Origin of the sequence: Aeromicrobium sp. Root344 (assembly GCF_001425755.1) — a bacterium.
GTDB lineage: Bacteria > Actinomycetota > Actinomycetes > Propionibacteriales > Nocardioidaceae > Aeromicrobium.
In genome coordinates, this window is sequence record NZ_LMDH01000001.1 from 3,380,728 (window position 1) to 3,396,628 (window position 15,901).

General features: G+C 68.6%; 16 protein-coding genes. 7 read left to right on the forward strand and 9 right to left on the reverse strand.

Annotated features, from left to right (window positions below):
• Positions 1-52 precede the first annotated feature (52 nt).
• Entirely contained in the window at positions 53-814 is a 762-nt protein-coding gene (locus ASC61_RS16620) for a 3-hydroxyacyl-CoA dehydrogenase (RefSeq protein WP_056213739.1), read from the forward strand.
• A 64-nt stretch (positions 815-878) separates the two neighbouring features.
• A complete protein-coding gene (locus ASC61_RS16625) occupies positions 879-1,472 on the forward strand; it encodes a hypothetical protein (protein ID WP_056213740.1) in 594 nt (197 codons plus the stop codon).
• Here the strand turns inward: ASC61_RS16625 and ASC61_RS16630 are convergent.
• Both ASC61_RS16630 and ASC61_RS16635 read right to left on the reverse strand, forming a co-directional pair.
• Positions 1,450-2,874 (reverse strand): vWA domain-containing protein, encoded by a 1,425-nt coding sequence (locus ASC61_RS16630; RefSeq protein ID WP_056213742.1) that lies wholly within the window; start codon positions 2,872-2,874, stop codon positions 1,450-1,452. The two genes, ASC61_RS16625 and ASC61_RS16630, sit on opposite strands and share 23 nt — an antisense overlap.
• The gene (locus tag ASC61_RS16635) at positions 2,871-3,752 is read right to left on the reverse strand and encodes an AAA family ATPase (protein ID WP_056213743.1); all 882 of its coding nucleotides are present in this window, start codon (positions 3,750-3,752) and stop codon (positions 2,871-2,873) included. The genes ASC61_RS16630 and ASC61_RS16635 overlap by 4 nt, the downstream gene beginning before the upstream one ends.
• Before the next feature lie 15 nt (positions 3,753-3,767).
• Here ASC61_RS16635 and ASC61_RS16640 point away from each other — a divergent pair, with 15 nt between their 5' ends.
• Entirely contained in the window at positions 3,768-4,163 is a 396-nt protein-coding gene (locus ASC61_RS16640) for an SRPBCC family protein (RefSeq protein ID WP_056213745.1), read from the forward strand.
• Here the strand turns inward: ASC61_RS16640 and ASC61_RS16645 are convergent.
• Complete coding sequence (locus tag ASC61_RS16645) at positions 4,160-4,729, reverse strand: dihydrofolate reductase family protein (RefSeq protein ID WP_056213747.1); 570 nt, start codon at positions 4,727-4,729, stop codon at positions 4,160-4,162. The two genes, ASC61_RS16640 and ASC61_RS16645, sit on opposite strands and share 4 nt — an antisense overlap.
• A 42-nt stretch (positions 4,730-4,771) precedes the next feature.
• On the opposite strand from ASC61_RS16645, the gene ASC61_RS16650 reads away from it, so the two are divergent.
• Entirely contained in the window at positions 4,772-6,064 is a 1,293-nt protein-coding gene (locus tag ASC61_RS16650; protein WP_056213749.1) for a M20/M25/M40 family metallo-hydrolase, read from the forward strand.
• Positions 6,065-6,068: 4 nt separating this feature from the next.
• Here the strand turns inward: ASC61_RS16650 and ASC61_RS16655 are convergent, their stop codons facing one another.
• Both ASC61_RS16655 and ASC61_RS16660 read right to left on the reverse strand, forming a co-directional pair.
• A complete protein-coding gene (locus tag ASC61_RS16655; RefSeq protein WP_056213752.1) occupies positions 6,069-6,254 on the reverse strand; it encodes a DUF5703 family protein in 186 nt (61 codons plus the stop codon).
• Positions 6,255-6,265: 11 nt separating this feature from the next.
• Complete coding sequence (locus tag ASC61_RS16660) at positions 6,266-7,219, reverse strand: aldo/keto reductase (RefSeq protein WP_056213753.1); 954 nt, start codon at positions 7,217-7,219, stop codon at positions 6,266-6,268.
• Positions 7,220-7,267: 48 nt separating this feature from the next.
• Here ASC61_RS16660 and ASC61_RS16665 point away from each other — a divergent pair, with 48 nt between their 5' ends.
• On the forward strand, positions 7,268-8,104 hold the full coding sequence (locus tag ASC61_RS16665; protein WP_056213755.1) for an undecaprenyl-diphosphate phosphatase: 837 nt from the start codon (positions 7,268-7,270) through the stop codon (positions 8,102-8,104).
• Between the two features lie 50 nt (positions 8,105-8,154).
• Here ASC61_RS16665 and corA read toward each other — a convergent pair whose 3' ends face one another.
• On the reverse strand, positions 8,155-9,114 hold the full coding sequence (gene corA, locus ASC61_RS16670) for a magnesium/cobalt transporter CorA (RefSeq protein ID WP_056213757.1): 960 nt from the start codon (positions 9,112-9,114) through the stop codon (positions 8,155-8,157).
• 75 nt (positions 9,115-9,189) lie between these two features.
• On the opposite strand from corA, the gene mshC reads away from it, so the two are divergent.
• A complete protein-coding gene (gene mshC / locus ASC61_RS16675) occupies positions 9,190-10,416 on the forward strand; it encodes a cysteine--1-D-myo-inosityl 2-amino-2-deoxy-alpha-D-glucopyranoside ligase (RefSeq protein ID WP_056213759.1) in 1,227 nt (408 codons plus the stop codon).
• Complete coding sequence (locus ASC61_RS16680; RefSeq protein WP_056213761.1) at positions 10,413-10,598, forward strand: hypothetical protein; 186 nt, start codon at positions 10,413-10,415, stop codon at positions 10,596-10,598. Before mshC ends, ASC61_RS16680 begins: the two co-directional genes overlap by 4 nt.
• A gap of 4 nt (positions 10,599-10,602) precedes the next feature.
• Here ASC61_RS16680 and ASC61_RS16685 read toward each other — a convergent pair whose 3' ends face one another.
• The 3 genes from ASC61_RS16685 to metH form a co-directional block, all read right to left on the reverse strand.
• The gene (locus ASC61_RS16685; protein ID WP_056213763.1) at positions 10,603-11,031 is read right to left on the reverse strand and encodes a VOC family protein; all 429 of its coding nucleotides are present in this window, start codon (positions 11,029-11,031) and stop codon (positions 10,603-10,605) included.
• Positions 11,032-11,126: 95 nt separating this feature from the next.
• The gene (locus ASC61_RS16690) at positions 11,127-11,978 is read right to left on the reverse strand and encodes a PAC2 family protein (protein WP_235503580.1); all 852 of its coding nucleotides are present in this window, start codon (positions 11,976-11,978) and stop codon (positions 11,127-11,129) included.
• 59 nt (positions 11,979-12,037) lie between these two features.
• The gene (metH, locus tag ASC61_RS16695) at positions 12,038-15,832 is read right to left on the reverse strand and encodes a methionine synthase (RefSeq protein WP_082530730.1); all 3,795 of its coding nucleotides are present in this window, start codon (positions 15,830-15,832) and stop codon (positions 12,038-12,040) included.
• Between the last annotated feature and the right edge of the window lie 69 nt (positions 15,833-15,901).

The window sequence follows — 15,901 nt, forward strand, 5'->3', positions numbered from 1 at the left end:
TAGGTGCCGACTCTGGATCAATCCGCGCCAGCAATCAGGAAAAGGACCGTTCATGGATGTGAAGAACTCCGTCGCCCTCGTCACCGGCGGCGCCTCAGGGCTGGGCCTCGCGACCGTCGAGGCGCTCGTCGATGCCGGCGCCAGGGCCGTCATCCTCGACCTCCCGGGCTCACCCGGCGCCGACGTCGCCGAGCGTCTCGGCGACTCCGTACGCTTCGCCGCCGCGGACGTCCGCGACGAGGCAGCCGTCAACGAGGCGCTCGACGTGGCTGCCGAGCTCGGCGATCTCCGGGTCGCGGTCAACTGCGCCGGCACAGGCGACGCCATCAAGACCGTCGGCAAGCAGGGGCCCTATCCTCTCGACAAGTTCCAGCGCATCATCGAGATCAACCTGATCGGCACGTTCAACGTCCTGCGCCTGGCTGCCGCCCGCATGGCCACGCTCGAGCCACTCGGTGAGGAGCGCGGCGTCATCATCAACACCGCGTCGGTCGCCGCGTTCGACGGGCAGATGGGCCAGGCCGCCTACTCGGCATCCAAGGGCGGCGTCGTGGGCATGACGCTGCCGATCGCTCGCGACCTCGCATCGATCGGCATCCGGGTCATGACGATCGCGCCCGGCCTGTTCGACACCCCGCTGCTCGCGTCGTTGCCTGAGGACGCCCGGGCGTCTCTGGGCAAGCAGGTCCCGCACCCGAGCCGACTGGGCGACCCGGCCGAGTACGGCGCCCTCGCTGCACACATCGTGGCCAACCCCATGCTCAACGGCGAGACCATCCGGCTCGACGGCGCGATCCGCATGGCGCCGCGCTGACGCTGGCCTCGGGCGGGCGCCGTTTCACCCGGCGTCTCCCGGCCGTCGAGCGTACGGTCAGGGCATGCCACACCTCACCCGGTGGACCGTCGGCGTCGCAGTCGGCGTGCCGCTGGGCATCGCGCTTCTCGGTCTGACGCATCCGGCACACCTGACGTTCGACGACGCGCGGCGCTGGCGCGACCTCCATGTCGTGCTGCTCCCGTTGTTTCCGCTGCTCGGACTCGCGCCGTGGTTCGTGGCGCGCAGCGTGGACCGGACGTACGGCGTGGTGGCCGCGGCGCTGGGGTATGTCTATGCGTGCTTCTACACGGCGCTCGACGTGCTCGCAGGCGTTGGCGCGGGCGGGCTCAAGCTGGCGCACGACCGCGGCGGCTTCGGCGTGGTCTTCGGGCTCGCCTCAGACCTGGGGCAGATCGGTTCGATCGCGCTCATCGCGGCGTCCGCGCTCGCCTGCGGCTGCGCGCTTCGTGCCGCCCGGTGGGTCGCCGCTCCCGGGACGGCGCTGGTGCTGGCCGGCGACTTCGGGTTCATGCAGGAGCACGTCTACTGGCCCGGGGGCGGGCTCTCGATGCTGACGATTGCCGCAGGGTGGGGAGCGATCGCCTGGGCGATGCGGCGCTCTCCGGGCACGCTCAGACCGGCAGCAGCCGGGTGATGAACTTCGTCAGTTGATCGACGTTGCAGCACTCGTGCATCTCGACCACGTCGGCGTACGTCGGCGCGATCGAGTCGCCGAGGCCCCACCGCATCGAGTGCTCGGGGTTGAGCCAGAACGTACGCCTGGCGCGCTGGTTGATCGCGTGGACGGCGCCGAGGTTGGGGTCCTGGTTGTTGTTGCGCGCGTCGCCGAGCACGAGCACGGCGGTGCGGGGGCCGATCGCCGTCATGTGGTCGGCATGGAAGTCGGCGAACGCCTCGCCGTAGTCGCTGCTCGTGTGCCACTTGGTGATGCGGGCCTCGCGGGCGATCCGGCTCGCGAGGTCGTCGCCGCCGTCCTTGACGAGGTCGGTCACCTCGGCCATCGCGTTGACGAACGCGAACACGCGCACCTTGCTGAACTGGCCGCTGAGGGCCTGCACCAGGTGCATCGTGAAGTTGGAGAACCCGGACACCGAGCCCGACACGTCGCACAGCAGGACGAGCTCGGGCCGGGACGGGTGCGGCTTGGCGTAGACCGGGCGGATCGGTACGCCACCGGTCGACATCGACCGACGCAGCGTGCGGCGGATGTCGATGCGCCCGCGGCTGGCCTTGCGGCGTCGCGCGGCGAGCCGAGTCGCGAGCTTGCGAGCCAGCGGCCTGACGATGCGGCTGAGCTCCTCGAGCTGCTGCTGGTTGGCGCTGAGGAAGTCGATGCGATCGCTGCCCGTACGCACGGCGTGCCGGGTCACGACCTCACGCCCGCGCAGCTCGGCGGTCCGACGGCGCGCCTCGCTCGCCACCATGGCGCGGAAGCGGTCGATGTTGGTGCGCACCTCATCGCGCTCGAGGCGGTCGGTGAACCCGCCGCCCTGCCCCTGACCACCGCCTTGACCCTGCCCCTGACCGCCGCCGCCCTCGCCGCGTTGACCCAGGGCCTGCACCAGCAGCGTCTGCGGCCGCAGGCGCTCGAGTGTCTGGTAGGCCGACCAGCCGCCCGTCGGCGTGCCCTCGCTGCCGACCGCGCCGAGCAGGTCGACCGCGATCTCGGCCACCTGCTCCAGTGCGCGCAGGTCGTTCTCGGCCAGCGCCATGGCCAGCAGGTCCCGTAGGTCGTCGAGGTCGAAGTCCTCGTCGGTCTCCCGGGCAGCCTGCGGCGCGCCGACACCGGCCGGGAAGAACAGGTCGAACGTCATGTCGAACACGTCGCGCTGGCCGCCACGGCGTACCAGCGCCGACGCGAGACCCTCGCGCAGCTGGGACCGATCGCTCATGCCCAGCACCTCCACGACGGCGGCCGCGTCGACCGTCTCGCTGGTGCCGGCCGGTATCCCCTTGGTCCGCAGCGCCGCGACGAACTCGACGAGCCGGCCGGCGACGTCCTGTGTCTCCGGCTCACCGACCCGTGTCGCGTTCATGACGCTCCGAGCACCTCGTCGAGATCGAGGCGTGAGGTCGCCTTCTCCAGGTCGTCCTGGTGCTTGAGGATCACGCCGAGGCTCTCCTTGACGACCTGGTCGTCCAGGATGTCCGCGCCGAGGGCGACGAGCGTGCGAGCCCAGTCGATCGTCTCCGAGACCGACGGAGCCTTGCGCAGCGGCATGGTCCGCAGGGCGTTGATGACCCGCACCAGGGAGTCGCCGAGCGTCGCGTCCAGCTCCGGCACCTTCAGACGTACGATCGCCTGCTCGAGCTCGGCGTCGGGGAAGTCGATGTGCAGGAACAGGCAGCGACGACGGAGCGCCTCGGAGAGCTCGCGGGTGGCATTCGACGTCAGCACGACGAAGGGCCGGTTGGTCGCGGTGATCGTGCCCAGCTCGGGCACCGTGATCTGGAAGTCGCCGAGCACCTCGAGCAGCAATCCCTCGATCTCGACGTCAGCCTTGTCGGTCTCGTCGATCAGCAGCACCGTCGGGCCCTCGTTACGGATCGCGGTCAGCAGGGGACGGGCGAGCAGGAACTCCTCGCTGAAGATGTCGTTGCGCGCCTCGTCCCACGTCTCGTCCTTGCCCGCCGTGATGCGGAGCAGCTGCTTGGCGTGGTTCCACTCATAGATCGCTCGCGCCTCGTCGACGCCTTCGTAGCACTGCAGGCGTACGAGATCGGCTCCGCAGGCCTGTGCCACCGCACTCGACAGCGCGGTCTTGCCGACTCCTGCGGGTCCCTCGACGAGGAGGGGCTTGCCGAGCTCACTGGCCAGGAAGACGGTGGTCGCCACGGCGTCGGAGGCCAGATAGCCCGCGGCGGCGAGCTTCTCCTTGACGTCGTCGATCGAGGTGAACGGCATGGTGCGCATGCCTACGATGATGCCGTGGCCCTCTTCGAGATCGTGCGCGAGGTACGCCTTCCGCCCGACGAGGCGTGGCGGCGGCTCACCGACTGGGAGCAGCACGGTCAGCACGTGCCGCTCACCCGCATCATCCGCACGGACGACGGATTCATCGCTCGTACGGGCGTCTGGCGGTTCACGTTCGACGATCGCATGGAGATCGTGGCATGGCAGGAGCCGTCGTTCTGCCGCTTGGAGAAGCGTGGCCGCGTCGTGACCGGATGGGCAGAAGTGCGGGTCGACGCCCTGCCGGCCGGCAGTCGAGTGACGTGGCGGGAAGACCTGCACGTACGCGGAGTGCCGCGGATCCTCGACGGGCTCACCCGAGCCGTGAGCGAGCGGATGTTCTCGCGGGTCGTCGACCGACTGCTCGCCTAGCGCGTGACGCGCAGGACGAGGTGAGTCGCCAAGGACGACGACCGCGACGACACCGTCTCGAACTGCGGTGGCGGGGTGCCGATGCCCTCGAACAGTCGGAGCCCGCCGCCAAGCAGCAGGTGGGCGATGCTCAGGCGGATCTCGTCGACGAGCCCGGTTGAGAGGTACTGGCGGATGACGCCGGGTCCGCCCATCAACAGCACGTCCTGGTCGCCGGCGAGCTCGCGGGCACGGGCGAGCGCGGGCTTGATGCCCGAGACGTACGTGAAGCTGCCCGAGGTCATCGGCCTGTCGGGGAGCTCCTCGTGCGTCAGCACGACGGTCGGCAGCGGGAACGGGACGTCGCCCCAGTGGGGGACGCCGAGGTCGTGCATCACGCGGCCCACGAGGCACGCGCCGATGCCGCGCGAAAGGCTCTCGGCGACCGACTTGTCGGTGTCGTCACCCTCGAACAGCCACGTGTGCAGGGCCTCGCCGCCGACTCCCATCGCGTTCTCCATGCTGACCTCGGGACCGGTGGCGTACCCGTCGAGCGAGATGGTCATGGACATGACGAGCGAGCTCATGCGCGGGCCTCCGGTTGACGTCGTCGTGCGTAGGATCACCGTATGGGGTACTCGCCGGAATCCGAAGCACTCGACATCTGCCGCGACCTGATCAGGATCGACACCTCCAACTACGGTGACGACTCCGGGCCGGGGGAGCGCAAGGCCGCCGAGTACGTCGCCGGGTCGCTGGCCGAGGTCGGGATCGAGTCGCAGATCTTCGAGTCCGAGTCCGGGCGCGCCAGCCTCGTGGCTCGTTGGGGCAACCAGGACTCGGCGCGCCCCGGCCTGCTGATCCACGGTCACCTCGATGTCGTGCCGGCGCAGGGGAGTGACTGGCAGGTCGACCCGTTCGCCGCCGAGGTCGTCGACGGCTACCTGATCGGCCGTGGTGCGGTCGACATGAAGGACTTCGACGCGATGCTGCTGTCGGTCGTACGCGCGAGGCAACGTGCCGGCGCGATCCCCGACCGGCCGATCACGCTGGTGTTCACCGCCGACGAGGAGGCCGGCGGTGTCCTGGGCGCGCACTGGATGGTGGAGCACCACCCCGAGCTGTTCGAGGGCTGCACCGAGGCGATCGGCGAGGTCGGCGGGTTCTCGACCGAGGTCGGTGGCAAGCGGCTCTATCTCATCGAGTCCGGCGAGAAGGGCATCGCGTGGATGCGCCTGCGGGCCCGCGGCACCGCGGGCCACGGCTCGATGCGCAACGACGACAACGCCGTCACGCACCTCGCGCAGGCGCTCGTGACGCTGGGGGAGCACCGGTGGCCCGACGAGCCGGGTCCGTCGATGCAGCTGCTGCTGGCCAAGGTGCGTGAGCTGACCGGCAAGGAGGGCACTGCCGACGAGCTGCTCGAGCAGTTCGGCCCGGCGATCCGCATGATCGGCGCGGGCATGCGCAACACCACGAACGCGACGATGCTGCAGGCCGGCTACAAGCACAACGTCGTGCCCGGCGAGGCCATCGCCTACGTCGACGGGCGCTACCTGCCCGGCCACGCCGACTCGTTCGTGCCCGCCGTCCAGGACATCGTCGGCGCCAACGTGACGGTCGAGACGCACATCACCGACGCCGCGCTGGAGTACACCTTCGAGGGCGATCTGGTCGATGCGATGACCGTGGCGCTGCACAGCCAGGACCCCGAAGCCCACATCGCGCCGTTCCTGATGTCCGGCGGCACCGACGCCAAGGCGTGGCACAAGCTGGGCATCACGTCGTACGGCTTCACGCCGCTGCGGCTGCCCGCCGACCTCGACTTCACGGCGCTGTTCCACGGCGTGGACGAGCGCGTGCCGGTCGACGCGCTGGAGTTCGGCTCCCGCGTCTTCGACGAGTTCCTGAACCTGGTCTAGCGGTTCAGAGCGTGCTGCGCATGCGGATGATCTTGCGGCGCAGCACGACGGTGCGGTGCCCGGTGTCGTCCTTGCGCAATCGGTCGAGCTCCCACCCCTGGTACTCCGCAGCGTCGGTCAACATGCGGCACACGGCCGTACGCGACTTGGTGCGGTCGATCGTGAGGTTCCAGAACTCGTACTCGATCATTGACTCACCTCTCATCTTGCGCTGTCCGACACGTCGTCGAGGGCCTGAATGATCTCGGGCGGCAGCTCGAGGTCCTCGGACGCCAGGTTCTCCTGCAGCTGCGATGTCGTACGTGCCCCGATCACGGCCGAGGCGACACCGGGCCGAGCCAGCAACCAGGCGAGCGCGACGTGCGCGATCGTGACGTCAAGGCCCTCGGACGCCCGCGCCAGTGCCTCGACGACCGCGGACTTCTGCGGGGTGAGGTACTTCCCGACGAACGCCTCCCAGGCCGGGTCGGCAGCACGTGAGTCGGCCGGCACTCCGCCGCGATACTTGCCGGTCAGCACACCGCGGCCAAGAGGTGACCAGGCCAGCACGCCCATCCCGAGGTGTTGGGCGGCCGGCAGGACCTCGTCCTCGGCTTCGCGGCGTACGAGAGAGTACTCGACCTGCGTGCTGATCAGCGGGAGAGCGTCGGCCCGCTCCGCGAGCCAGGTGTGCGCCAGCGCCGTCTGCCACCCGCTGTAGTTGGAGATGCCGACGTAGCGCGTGCGCCCGGTCCGTACGGCGTGCTCGAGCGTGCCGAGGGTCTCCTCGATCGGGGTCTCGGCGTCCCACGCGTGGATCTGCCACAGGTCGAGGTGATCCGTGCCGAGCTGGCGCAGCGACAGGTCGAGCTGGTCGAGCAACGTGCGCCGCGAGCTGTCACGGTCGATGCGATCGCCGCGCTTGATCAGTCCGGCCTTGCCGGCCAGCACGATGCGACCGCGCGCATCGGCCTTGTTGATCAGCGTGCCGAGCAGCTCCTCGCACACCCCGTCGCCATAGATCGGCGCGGTGTCGACCAACGTGCCGCCCGCGTCGAGGAACGTCGACAGCTGCTCCTCGGCGTCGTACGCATCGACTGCGGTGCCCCACGTCATGGTGCCGAGCGCGAGCCGTGACACGTCCAGCCCCGATGCACCAACGCGGCGATACTGCATGCCGCAAGGCTAGTCGGGCGGGTGAAGACAGCCCGGTAGGCTCGCACAGTGGATTTCCTTCGTGCCGTGGTCCTGGGTCTCCTTCAGGGCCTGACCGAGTTCCTGCCCATCTCCAGCAGCGCGCATCTCGCGATCTTCCCCAAGTTCTTCGGGTGGGACGACCCGGGTGCGGCGTTCACGGCGGTGATCCAGATCGGCACCGAGCTCGCCGTGGTGATCTACTTCTGGCGCGACATCGTGACGATCGCCTCCGGATGGATCCGTGGCCTGTTCAGCGCCAGCGCCCGCGAGGCGCTCGAGTGGCGCATGGGTTGGTTCGTCATCATCGGCTCCGTGCCGATCGTGTTCCTCGGCCTGCTGTTCCAGGACTCGATCAAGCACGAGTTCCGCCGCGTCGCCCTGATCGCGGTCGCGCTGATCGTGTTCGGCCTGATCCTGGGCTTCGCCGAGAGGTGGGGTCTCAAGAACCGGCCGATCGAGAAGCTCACGACCCGCGACGCGGTCCTGTTCGGCCTCGCCCAGGCCTGCGCGCTGTTCCCGGGAGTCTCGCGCTCCGGCGGCACGATCAGCATGGGGCTCCTGCTCGGCTACGAGCGTCGCGCCGCCACCCGCTACGCGTTCCTGCTGGCCATCCCGGCGGTTCTCGGCGCCGGCATCTACAACCTCAAGGACATCCCGGACCAGGCCAATGCCTACGGGCCGGGTCCGACGATCGTCGCGACCGTCGTGTCGTTCCTCGTCGGCCTCGCCGTGATCCACTGGCTGCTGGAGTACGTCAGCCGCAAGTCGTACACCCCGTTCGTGGTCTACCGCGTCGCCCTCGGCGTCCTGGTGCTCGTGTTGGTGGCGACGGGCGTCATGACCTCGACCGTCACGGTCAGCTGATTCCTTTCGACAGGCTCAAGGACCGGTCCTTGAGCCTGTCGAAAGGACGCTCACAGCCAGCCGGACTTCTTGAAGCGGCGGTAGATGTAGAGGCACAGCCCGGCGATCACCGCGACGCAGATCGGATAGCCGTACGTCCAGGTGAGCTCGGGCATGTGCTCGAAGTTCATGCCGTAGATGCCGGCGATCGCGGTCGGCACGGCGAAGATCGTGGCGCCGGCGGTGAGTTTGCGCATGTCCTCGTTCTGCTGGACGCTCAGCTGCGCCAGGTGCGCCTGCAACGCGTTGTCGAGCAGGTGGTCGATCGAGTCGATCGCCTCTGCGGCCCGCGCGAGGTGGTCGCCGATGTCGCGGAAGTACGGTCGCGCGTCCTCGGGCATCGAGCCCTGCGCGAACCGCATGATCGGCTCCTTCAGCGGCAGCACCGCGCGGCGGAACTCCAGCGTCTCGCGCTTGAGCCGGTAGATGCGGGTCGAGTCGTTGGAGCGTTCCGCCGAGAACACGGACGACTCGACCTCCTGGACGTCGATCTCGAGCTCTCGGGCGACCGCTTCGTAGTGGTCCACGATGTTGTCGACGACGGCGTACAGCGCAGCGGTCGGCCCGTGCGAGAGCGGCTCGATCATCGTCTCCGCAGCGCGGCGGGCCTCCTTGAGCGTCGGGCCGCCGTGGCGCACCGTCAGCAGGAAGTTGCTGCCGAGGAAGATGTTGACCTCGTGCGTACGGATGTCGTCGTCGCTGTAGGCCACCGTGCGGATCGACATGAACAGGTGGTCCTCGTAGCGCTCCACCTTGGGTCGTTGATGCGCCTCCAGCGCGTCCTCGACGGCGAGCGGATGCAGCTTGAGCGACGCCGCGACGCGATGCATCTCGTCGGTCGTGGGGTTGCCGATGCCGATCCAGAGGAAGTCGTCCTCGCCGAGGCCGGCCAAGGCGGCGTCGAGTGAGTCCCTGTCATCCTTGGTCGATTCACGAATTCCGTCGCGATAGACCGCGCAGTCGATGATCACGACGTCATTCTGCCCCCGGTCTCAACGGGCGACGCCGTCGACAGGCCGCAGCCAGTCAGCCGATACGCTCGCCTCATGCGCAGCTGGTCACGTCCCGATGTCCCGTCCCTGGGCGATCTCGGACTCGGTGAAGGACCAGTCGTACGCGTCCACGACACCGCCTCAGGTGAGGTACGCCCGAGTGACCCGAGCGGCTCGGCGCGGATGTACGTCTGTGGCATCACGCCGTACGACGCGACCCACATGGGCCACGCCTCGACCTACCTCACGTTCGACCTGCTCCAGCGCGCGTGGCTCGACCGCGGGCTCGACGTCGACTACACGCAGAACGTGACCGACGTCGACGACCCGCTGATCGAGCGGGCGCAGGCGACCGGCGTCGAGTGGTCCGATCTCGCGGCCCAGGAGATCGAGCTGTTCCGCCAGGACATGACGGCGCTGCGGATCATCCCGCCGGCCAACTACGTCGGAGCCGTCGAGACGATCGACCTCGTCGTCGACCTCATCGACAAGCTGGACCAGGCCGGATCGGTCTATCAGGTCGACGACGATCTCTACTTCGACGTGCACGCCGACGCGGGCTTCGGCAGCGTGTCCGGGCTCGACGAGGCCGAGATGCTGCGGATCTTCCCCGAGCGCGGGGGAGACCCCGACCGCCCCGGCAAGAAGCATCCGCTGGACTGTCTCCTGTGGCAGGCGGAGCGGCCCGGCGAGCCGTCGTGGGAGACGCGCCTCGGCACGGGTCGGCCCGGCTGGCACGTCGAGTGTGCCGCGATCGCGTTGGAGCACCTCGGCGTCAGGTTCGACGTCCAGGGCGGCGGATCCGACCTGGTCTTCCCGCACCACGAGATGTCGGCGTCGGAGGCCACCGTCGTGACGCACGAACCGTTCGCCGACGCGTACGTCCACGCCGGCATGGTCGGCTTCGAGGGCGAGAAGATGTCCAAGTCCAAGGGCAACCTCGTGCTGGTCTCGCAGCTTCGCGCCGAAGGTCGCGACCCCATGGCGATCCGTCTGGCGCTGCTCGCGCACCACTACCGCAGCGACTGGGAGTGGTTCGACGACGAGATCACCAAGGCGGAGGCGCGGCTCGCAACCTGGCGTGACGCGGTGAGCCGCACGCTCGCGCCCTCAGGCACCGCGGTGCTGCAGGCCGTACGCTCCGCACTGGCTGACGACCTCGACGCGCCGGCAGCGCTCGCCGCGATCGATGCGTGGGCAGCGGACGACTCCGCCGCTGACCCGCAGGCCGGCCGCACCGTACGCACTGCCGTCGACGCCCTGCTCGGCGTCGCGTTGTGATCCAGCGACCGTCGGAGGAGCAGCTCAACATCCTGCGCTGGGTCGTGACGGCCGCCCTGGCGATCGTCTACGTGTTCACCGGCTTCGAGCCGGCCCTCGTGGTCGGGGTCGTCGTGTTCTCACTTCCGTGGATCGCCAAGCTCCGGTCGTCCTTCCGCCAAGGATCACGCGGACCCCGCTGAGCGCCTAGCCTTCTGCCTGCATCCGTTCGAGGACCTCCGGCCATTCCTCGGGGGAGACGGTGACCGGCGTCTGCAGGAGCCACTGCACCCCGAACGGATCCCGCACGCGCCCGCCGCGTGCCCCGTACGGCTGGTCCGCGATCGGGAAGATGATCTCGGCGCCTGCGTCGGCCATCGCGGCCGCAACGGCATCCGGGTCCGGTGAGACGACGTCAAGGATCGAGCCCGGCGTCTGCGCGGTCGCTGCCGGGTCGGTGTCGTCGGCGTCCTTGAGCGTGACGCTGCAGCCGAAGACCTCCAACTCGGCGAACACGATGCGATCTCCGACCGGATAGCTGCTGATCAGCTCCGCACCCAGGACGTCCCGGTAGAAGTCGATCGCAGCGGCGGCGTCCGACACCACCAGCTTGGGCCTGATCGCGTTGTGGCTCATGTCGCCAGTTTTGCACGCGCCGACCCCGCGCTGAGCGTGACACTTTGGAGGCGGACGACCGCGTGTCGCCGCCAAACCGTCACTGCCAGCGCGTTCTACTCCGGGTCGTCGCTGCGACGGCGCAGATAACGCTCGAACTCGCGGGCGATCGCGTCGCCGGACGCCTCTGGCAGATCGCTCGTGTCGCGCTCGTTCTCGAGCGCCTCGACGTACTCGGCGATCTCCTCGTCGCGGGACGTGAGGTCCTCAGCGCCACGCTGCCAGGCATCGGTCATCTCGACGAGCACGCCCTGGGGGAGCGGCAGGCCCATCGCGTCCTCGATCGCCCCGAGCAGCGCCAACGTGGCCTTGGGGCACGGCGGCTCGGCGAGGTAGTGCGGGACCGCTGCCCACAGCGAGGCGGAGGCGATGCCCTCCTGCGACGCCATCTCGTTGAGGACCGAGGTGATGCCGACGGGCCCCGAGTACGTCGAGGGCAGCAGCGACATGCGCTCCATCAGCACCGGGTCGGTCGTCGAGCCGCTGACCGGGACCGGGCGCGTGTGTGGCGAGTCCGCGAGCAGCGCACCCAGCGTGATCAGCTCGGTGACGCCGGCCAGCTTGGCCACGCCGAGCACCGTGGAGCAGAACGCCTTCCAGCGGAAGTTGGGCTCAGGCGCGCGGAGCAGCAGCACGTCGCGCTCTCCGCGTTTGGGCCGCGCGTGGTAGATCATCGGAGCCGGCCAGGTGATCAGCCGATCGCCGTCGTCGCCGTTGTGCACCTGCGGCCGGTGCACCTGGAAGTCGTAGTAGTCCTCAGGGTCCAGCTCGATCAGCAGCTCGGCATCCCACTCCTCGATGAGGTGGTCGACCGTGCCCGAGGCGGCATCCGCGGCGTCGTTCCAGCCCTCGAAGGCAGCCACCATCCATGGGTCTCGGAGCTGCGGGATGCTGGGTTCTGCGGTCACTCCTTCAGCCTAGCCCCGCAGCGCGTACGCCGAGGGGACAGGCCGAAGGAGGACGAAGGTCATTCGTTCTCGGTGCGGTAGCCGAGGTTGGGCGACAGCCACTTCTCGGCCTCGTCGACGCTCCAGCCCTTGCGCTCGGCGTAGTCCTCGACCTGGTCGCGGCCGATGCGTCCGAGCACGAAGTACTGCGACTCCGGGTGCGAGAAGTAGAGACCGCTGACGGCAGCACCCGGCCACATCGCCATGCTCTCGGTGAGCTCGATGCCGGTGTTGGCCTCGACGTCGAGCAGCTCCCAGATCGTCTGCTTCTCGGTGTGTTCCGGGCACGCGGGGTAGCCCGGCGCCGGGCGGATGCCGGCGTAGGACTCCTTGATGAGCTCCTCGTTGCTGAGGGCCTCGTGCGGAGCGTGGGCCCAGAACTCCTTGCGTACGCGCTCGTGGAGGCGCTCGGCGAACGCCTCGGCGAGACGATCCGCCAGCGACTCCAGCAGGATCGCGCTGTAGTCGTCGAGCTCCTTCTTGAACGCCATGATCCGATCGGTGATGCCGATGCCCGCAGTGACCGCGAACGCTCCGACGTAGTCGCGCAGGCCCGAGTCCTTGGGCGCCACGAAGTCGGCGAGCGACTTGCGCGCCGACCCTTCGCGTCCTTCGGTCTGCTGGCGGAGGTGGTGCAGCACGGCCTTGACCTCGGTGCGCGACTCGTCGGTGTAGATCTCGGTGTCGTCGCCGGCGACCTGGTTGGCCGGGAACAGCCCGAACACGCCGTTGGCGCGGATCCACTTCTCCTCGATGATGCGGTCGAGCATGGCCTGCGCGTCGTCGTAGAGCTTGCGTGCGGCCTCGCCGCTCGTCGGGTTGTTGAGGATGTCGGGGAAGCGGCCCTTCATCTCCCACGCGTTGAAGAACGGCTGCCAGTCGATGTAGGGGCGCAGCTCCTCGAGCGAGTAGTCCGTGAGCGTCTTGACGAACTGCGTCGGGCCACCGGACGCGTGATAGTCGTCGGTGTGCGCGTCGCGCACCTGCTGCGTCAGCATGCGCGGCCGCGGCGGGGTGTAGCCGCTCCAGTCGATCGGCGTCGCCTTGGCGCGTGCCGAGGCGATCGGCAGCAGCTTGCGAGTGTCCTGGCGGGCGGCGTGGCGCTCGCGCAGCTCCGCGTAGTCGGCCTCGGTCTCCGCCAGCAGCTTGGGCCGCTGCTCGTCCGACAGCAGGGCCGCGACCACGGGCACCGAACGCGAGGCGTCCTTCACCCAGATGACCGGCCCGTGATACTTCTGGGAGACCTTGACCGCCGTGTGCGCGCGCGACGTCGTGGCGCCGCCGATCATCAGCGGGATGTCGAAGCCCTGGCGCTCCATCTCGGCTGCGAAGTTGACCATCTCGTCGAGCGACGGCGTGATGAGCCCGGACAGCCCGATGACGTCAGCGCCCTCCTCCTTGGCGGCGTCGAGGATCTTCTGCGCGGGCACCATGACGCCGAGGTCGACGACGTCGTAGTTGTTGCACTGGAGCACGACCCCGACGATGTTCTTGCCGATGTCGTGGACGTCGCCCTTGACCGTGGCCATGACGACCTTGCCGTTGCTGCGCTCGACGTCGCCGGGCTGCTTCTCGGCCTCGATGAATGGGATGAGGTAGGCGACGGCCTTCTTCATGACGCGTGCCGACTTCACGACCTGGGGGAGGAACATCTTGCCCTCGCCGAACAGGTCGCCGACGACGTTCATGCCGTCCATCAGTGGGCCCTCGATGACCTCGATCGGCCGGCCGCCACGCTCGGAGATCAGCGTGCGGAGCTCCTCGGTGTCGGACTCGGCGAACTCGTCGATGCCCTTGACCAGGGCGTGGGTGATCCGCTCGCCGACCGGCAGCGAACGCCACTCCTCGGAGGCAACCTCCTTGACCGACCCGTCGCCGGCGAAGTCCGCGGCGATCTCGAGCAGGCGCTCGGTCGAGTCGGGGCGCCGGTTGAGGATGACGTCCTCGATGCGGTCGCGCAGCAGCTCGGGCACCTCGTCGTAGACCTCGAGGGCACCGGCGTTGACGATTCCCATGTCCATGCCCGCGTTGATCGCGTGATAGAGGAACACCGCGTGGATCGCCTCGCGTACGGGATTGTTGCCCCGGAACGAGAACGACACGTTGGAGACGCCACCCGAGACCAGCGCGCCGGGCAGGTTCTGCTTGATCCAGCGCGTCGCCTCGATGAAGTCGACGCCGTAGTTGGCGTGCTCCTCGATGCCCGTCGCGACCGCGAACACGTTGGGGTCGAAGATGATGTCCTCGGGCGGGAAGCCGACCTCGTTGACCAGGATGTCGTACGCCCGCTGGCAGATCTGCTTGCGGCGTTCGAGGTTGTCTGCCTGGCCCTCCTCGTCGAAGGCCATGACGACGACTGCGGCGCCGTACTTGCGGCACAGCCTCGCCTCACGGATGAACTTCTCCTCGCCCTCCTTCATCGAGATCGAGTTGACGATCGACTTGCCCTGGACGCACTTGAGACCTGCTTCGATGACATCCCACTTGGAGGAGTCGATCATCGTCGGCACGCGGCAGATGTCGGGCTCGGTCGCCACGAGCTTGGTGAAGCGGTCCATCGCCGCGACGCCGTCGATCATGCCCTCGTCCATGTTGATGTCGATGACCTGCGCGCCGGCCTCGACCTGCTGGCGGGCGACCGCGAGCGCCGCGGTGTAGTCGCCAGCCTTGATCAGGTTGCGGAACCTGGCGGAGCCGGTGATGTTGGTGCGCTCACCCACGTTGACGAAGAGCGTGTCCTCGACGACGGTCACCGGCTCGAGGCCGGACAGCCGAAGTGCCGGGCTCGCCTCGACGGGGGTGCGCGGAGCCTTGCCCTCGACCGCCTGCGCGATCGCGGCGATGTGTGCCGGCGTCGTGCCGCAGCAGCCGCCGACGAGGTTGACGAAGCCGCTGTCGGCGAACTCCTCGATGATCGCGGCGGTCTGGTCCGGCTCCTCGTCGTACTCACCGAACGCATTCGGAAGACCAGCATTCGGGTAGCAGCTGACGTACGTATCAGCGATGCGGGCCATCTCGGCGATGTACGGTCTCATCTCCTTGGCGCCGAGCGCGCAGTTGAGGCCGACCAGGAGCGGGTTGACGTGCCGGACGGAGTGCCAGAACGCCTCGGTCACCTGGCCCGACAACGTACGCCCGGAGGCGTCCGTGATCGTGCCGGAGATGATGACGGGCCAGCGCCGGTCGTACTCCTCGAAGATCGTCTCGACCGCGAAGATCGCCGCCTTGGCGTTGAGCGTGTCGAAGATCGTCTCGATGAAGATGACGTCGGAGCCGCCGTCGACGAGGCCCTTGGCTGCGGTCTTGTAGGCCTCGACGAGCTGGTCGTAGGTCACGTTGCGGGCGCCGGGGTCGTTGACGTCGGGCGAGATCGACGCCGTACGCGTCGTGGGTCCGAGCGCTCCGGCGACGTAGCGCGGCTTGTCAGGCGTGCGCTCGGTCATCGCGTCGCACTCGCGCCTTGCCAGCCGCGCCGACTCGTAGTTGAGCTCGTAGGAGAGCTCCTCCATGCCGTAGTCGCCGAGCGAGATCTCCTGCGCGTTGAACGTGTTGGTCTCGATCATGTCCGCGCCGGACTCGAGGTACTCGCGGTGGATGCCGGCGATGATGTCGGGCTGGGTCAGCGTCAGGAGGTCGTTGTTGCCCTGGACGTCGGACGGCCAGTCGGCGAACCGCTCGCCGCGATAGCCAGCCTCGTCGGGGCGGTCACGCTGGATCGCCGTACCCATCGCGCCGTCCAGCACCATGATCCGGCTCTGCAGCAGCTCGGTCAGGGCAGACGTGGCGTCAGGACGAAGGTTGGGGGTGTGAGACACAAGCAATCCTCGAGGAGTTGATCGGTAGGAATGCTGGGAAGCTCCAGCCGGCGGCGGGCTCGCCTGGGC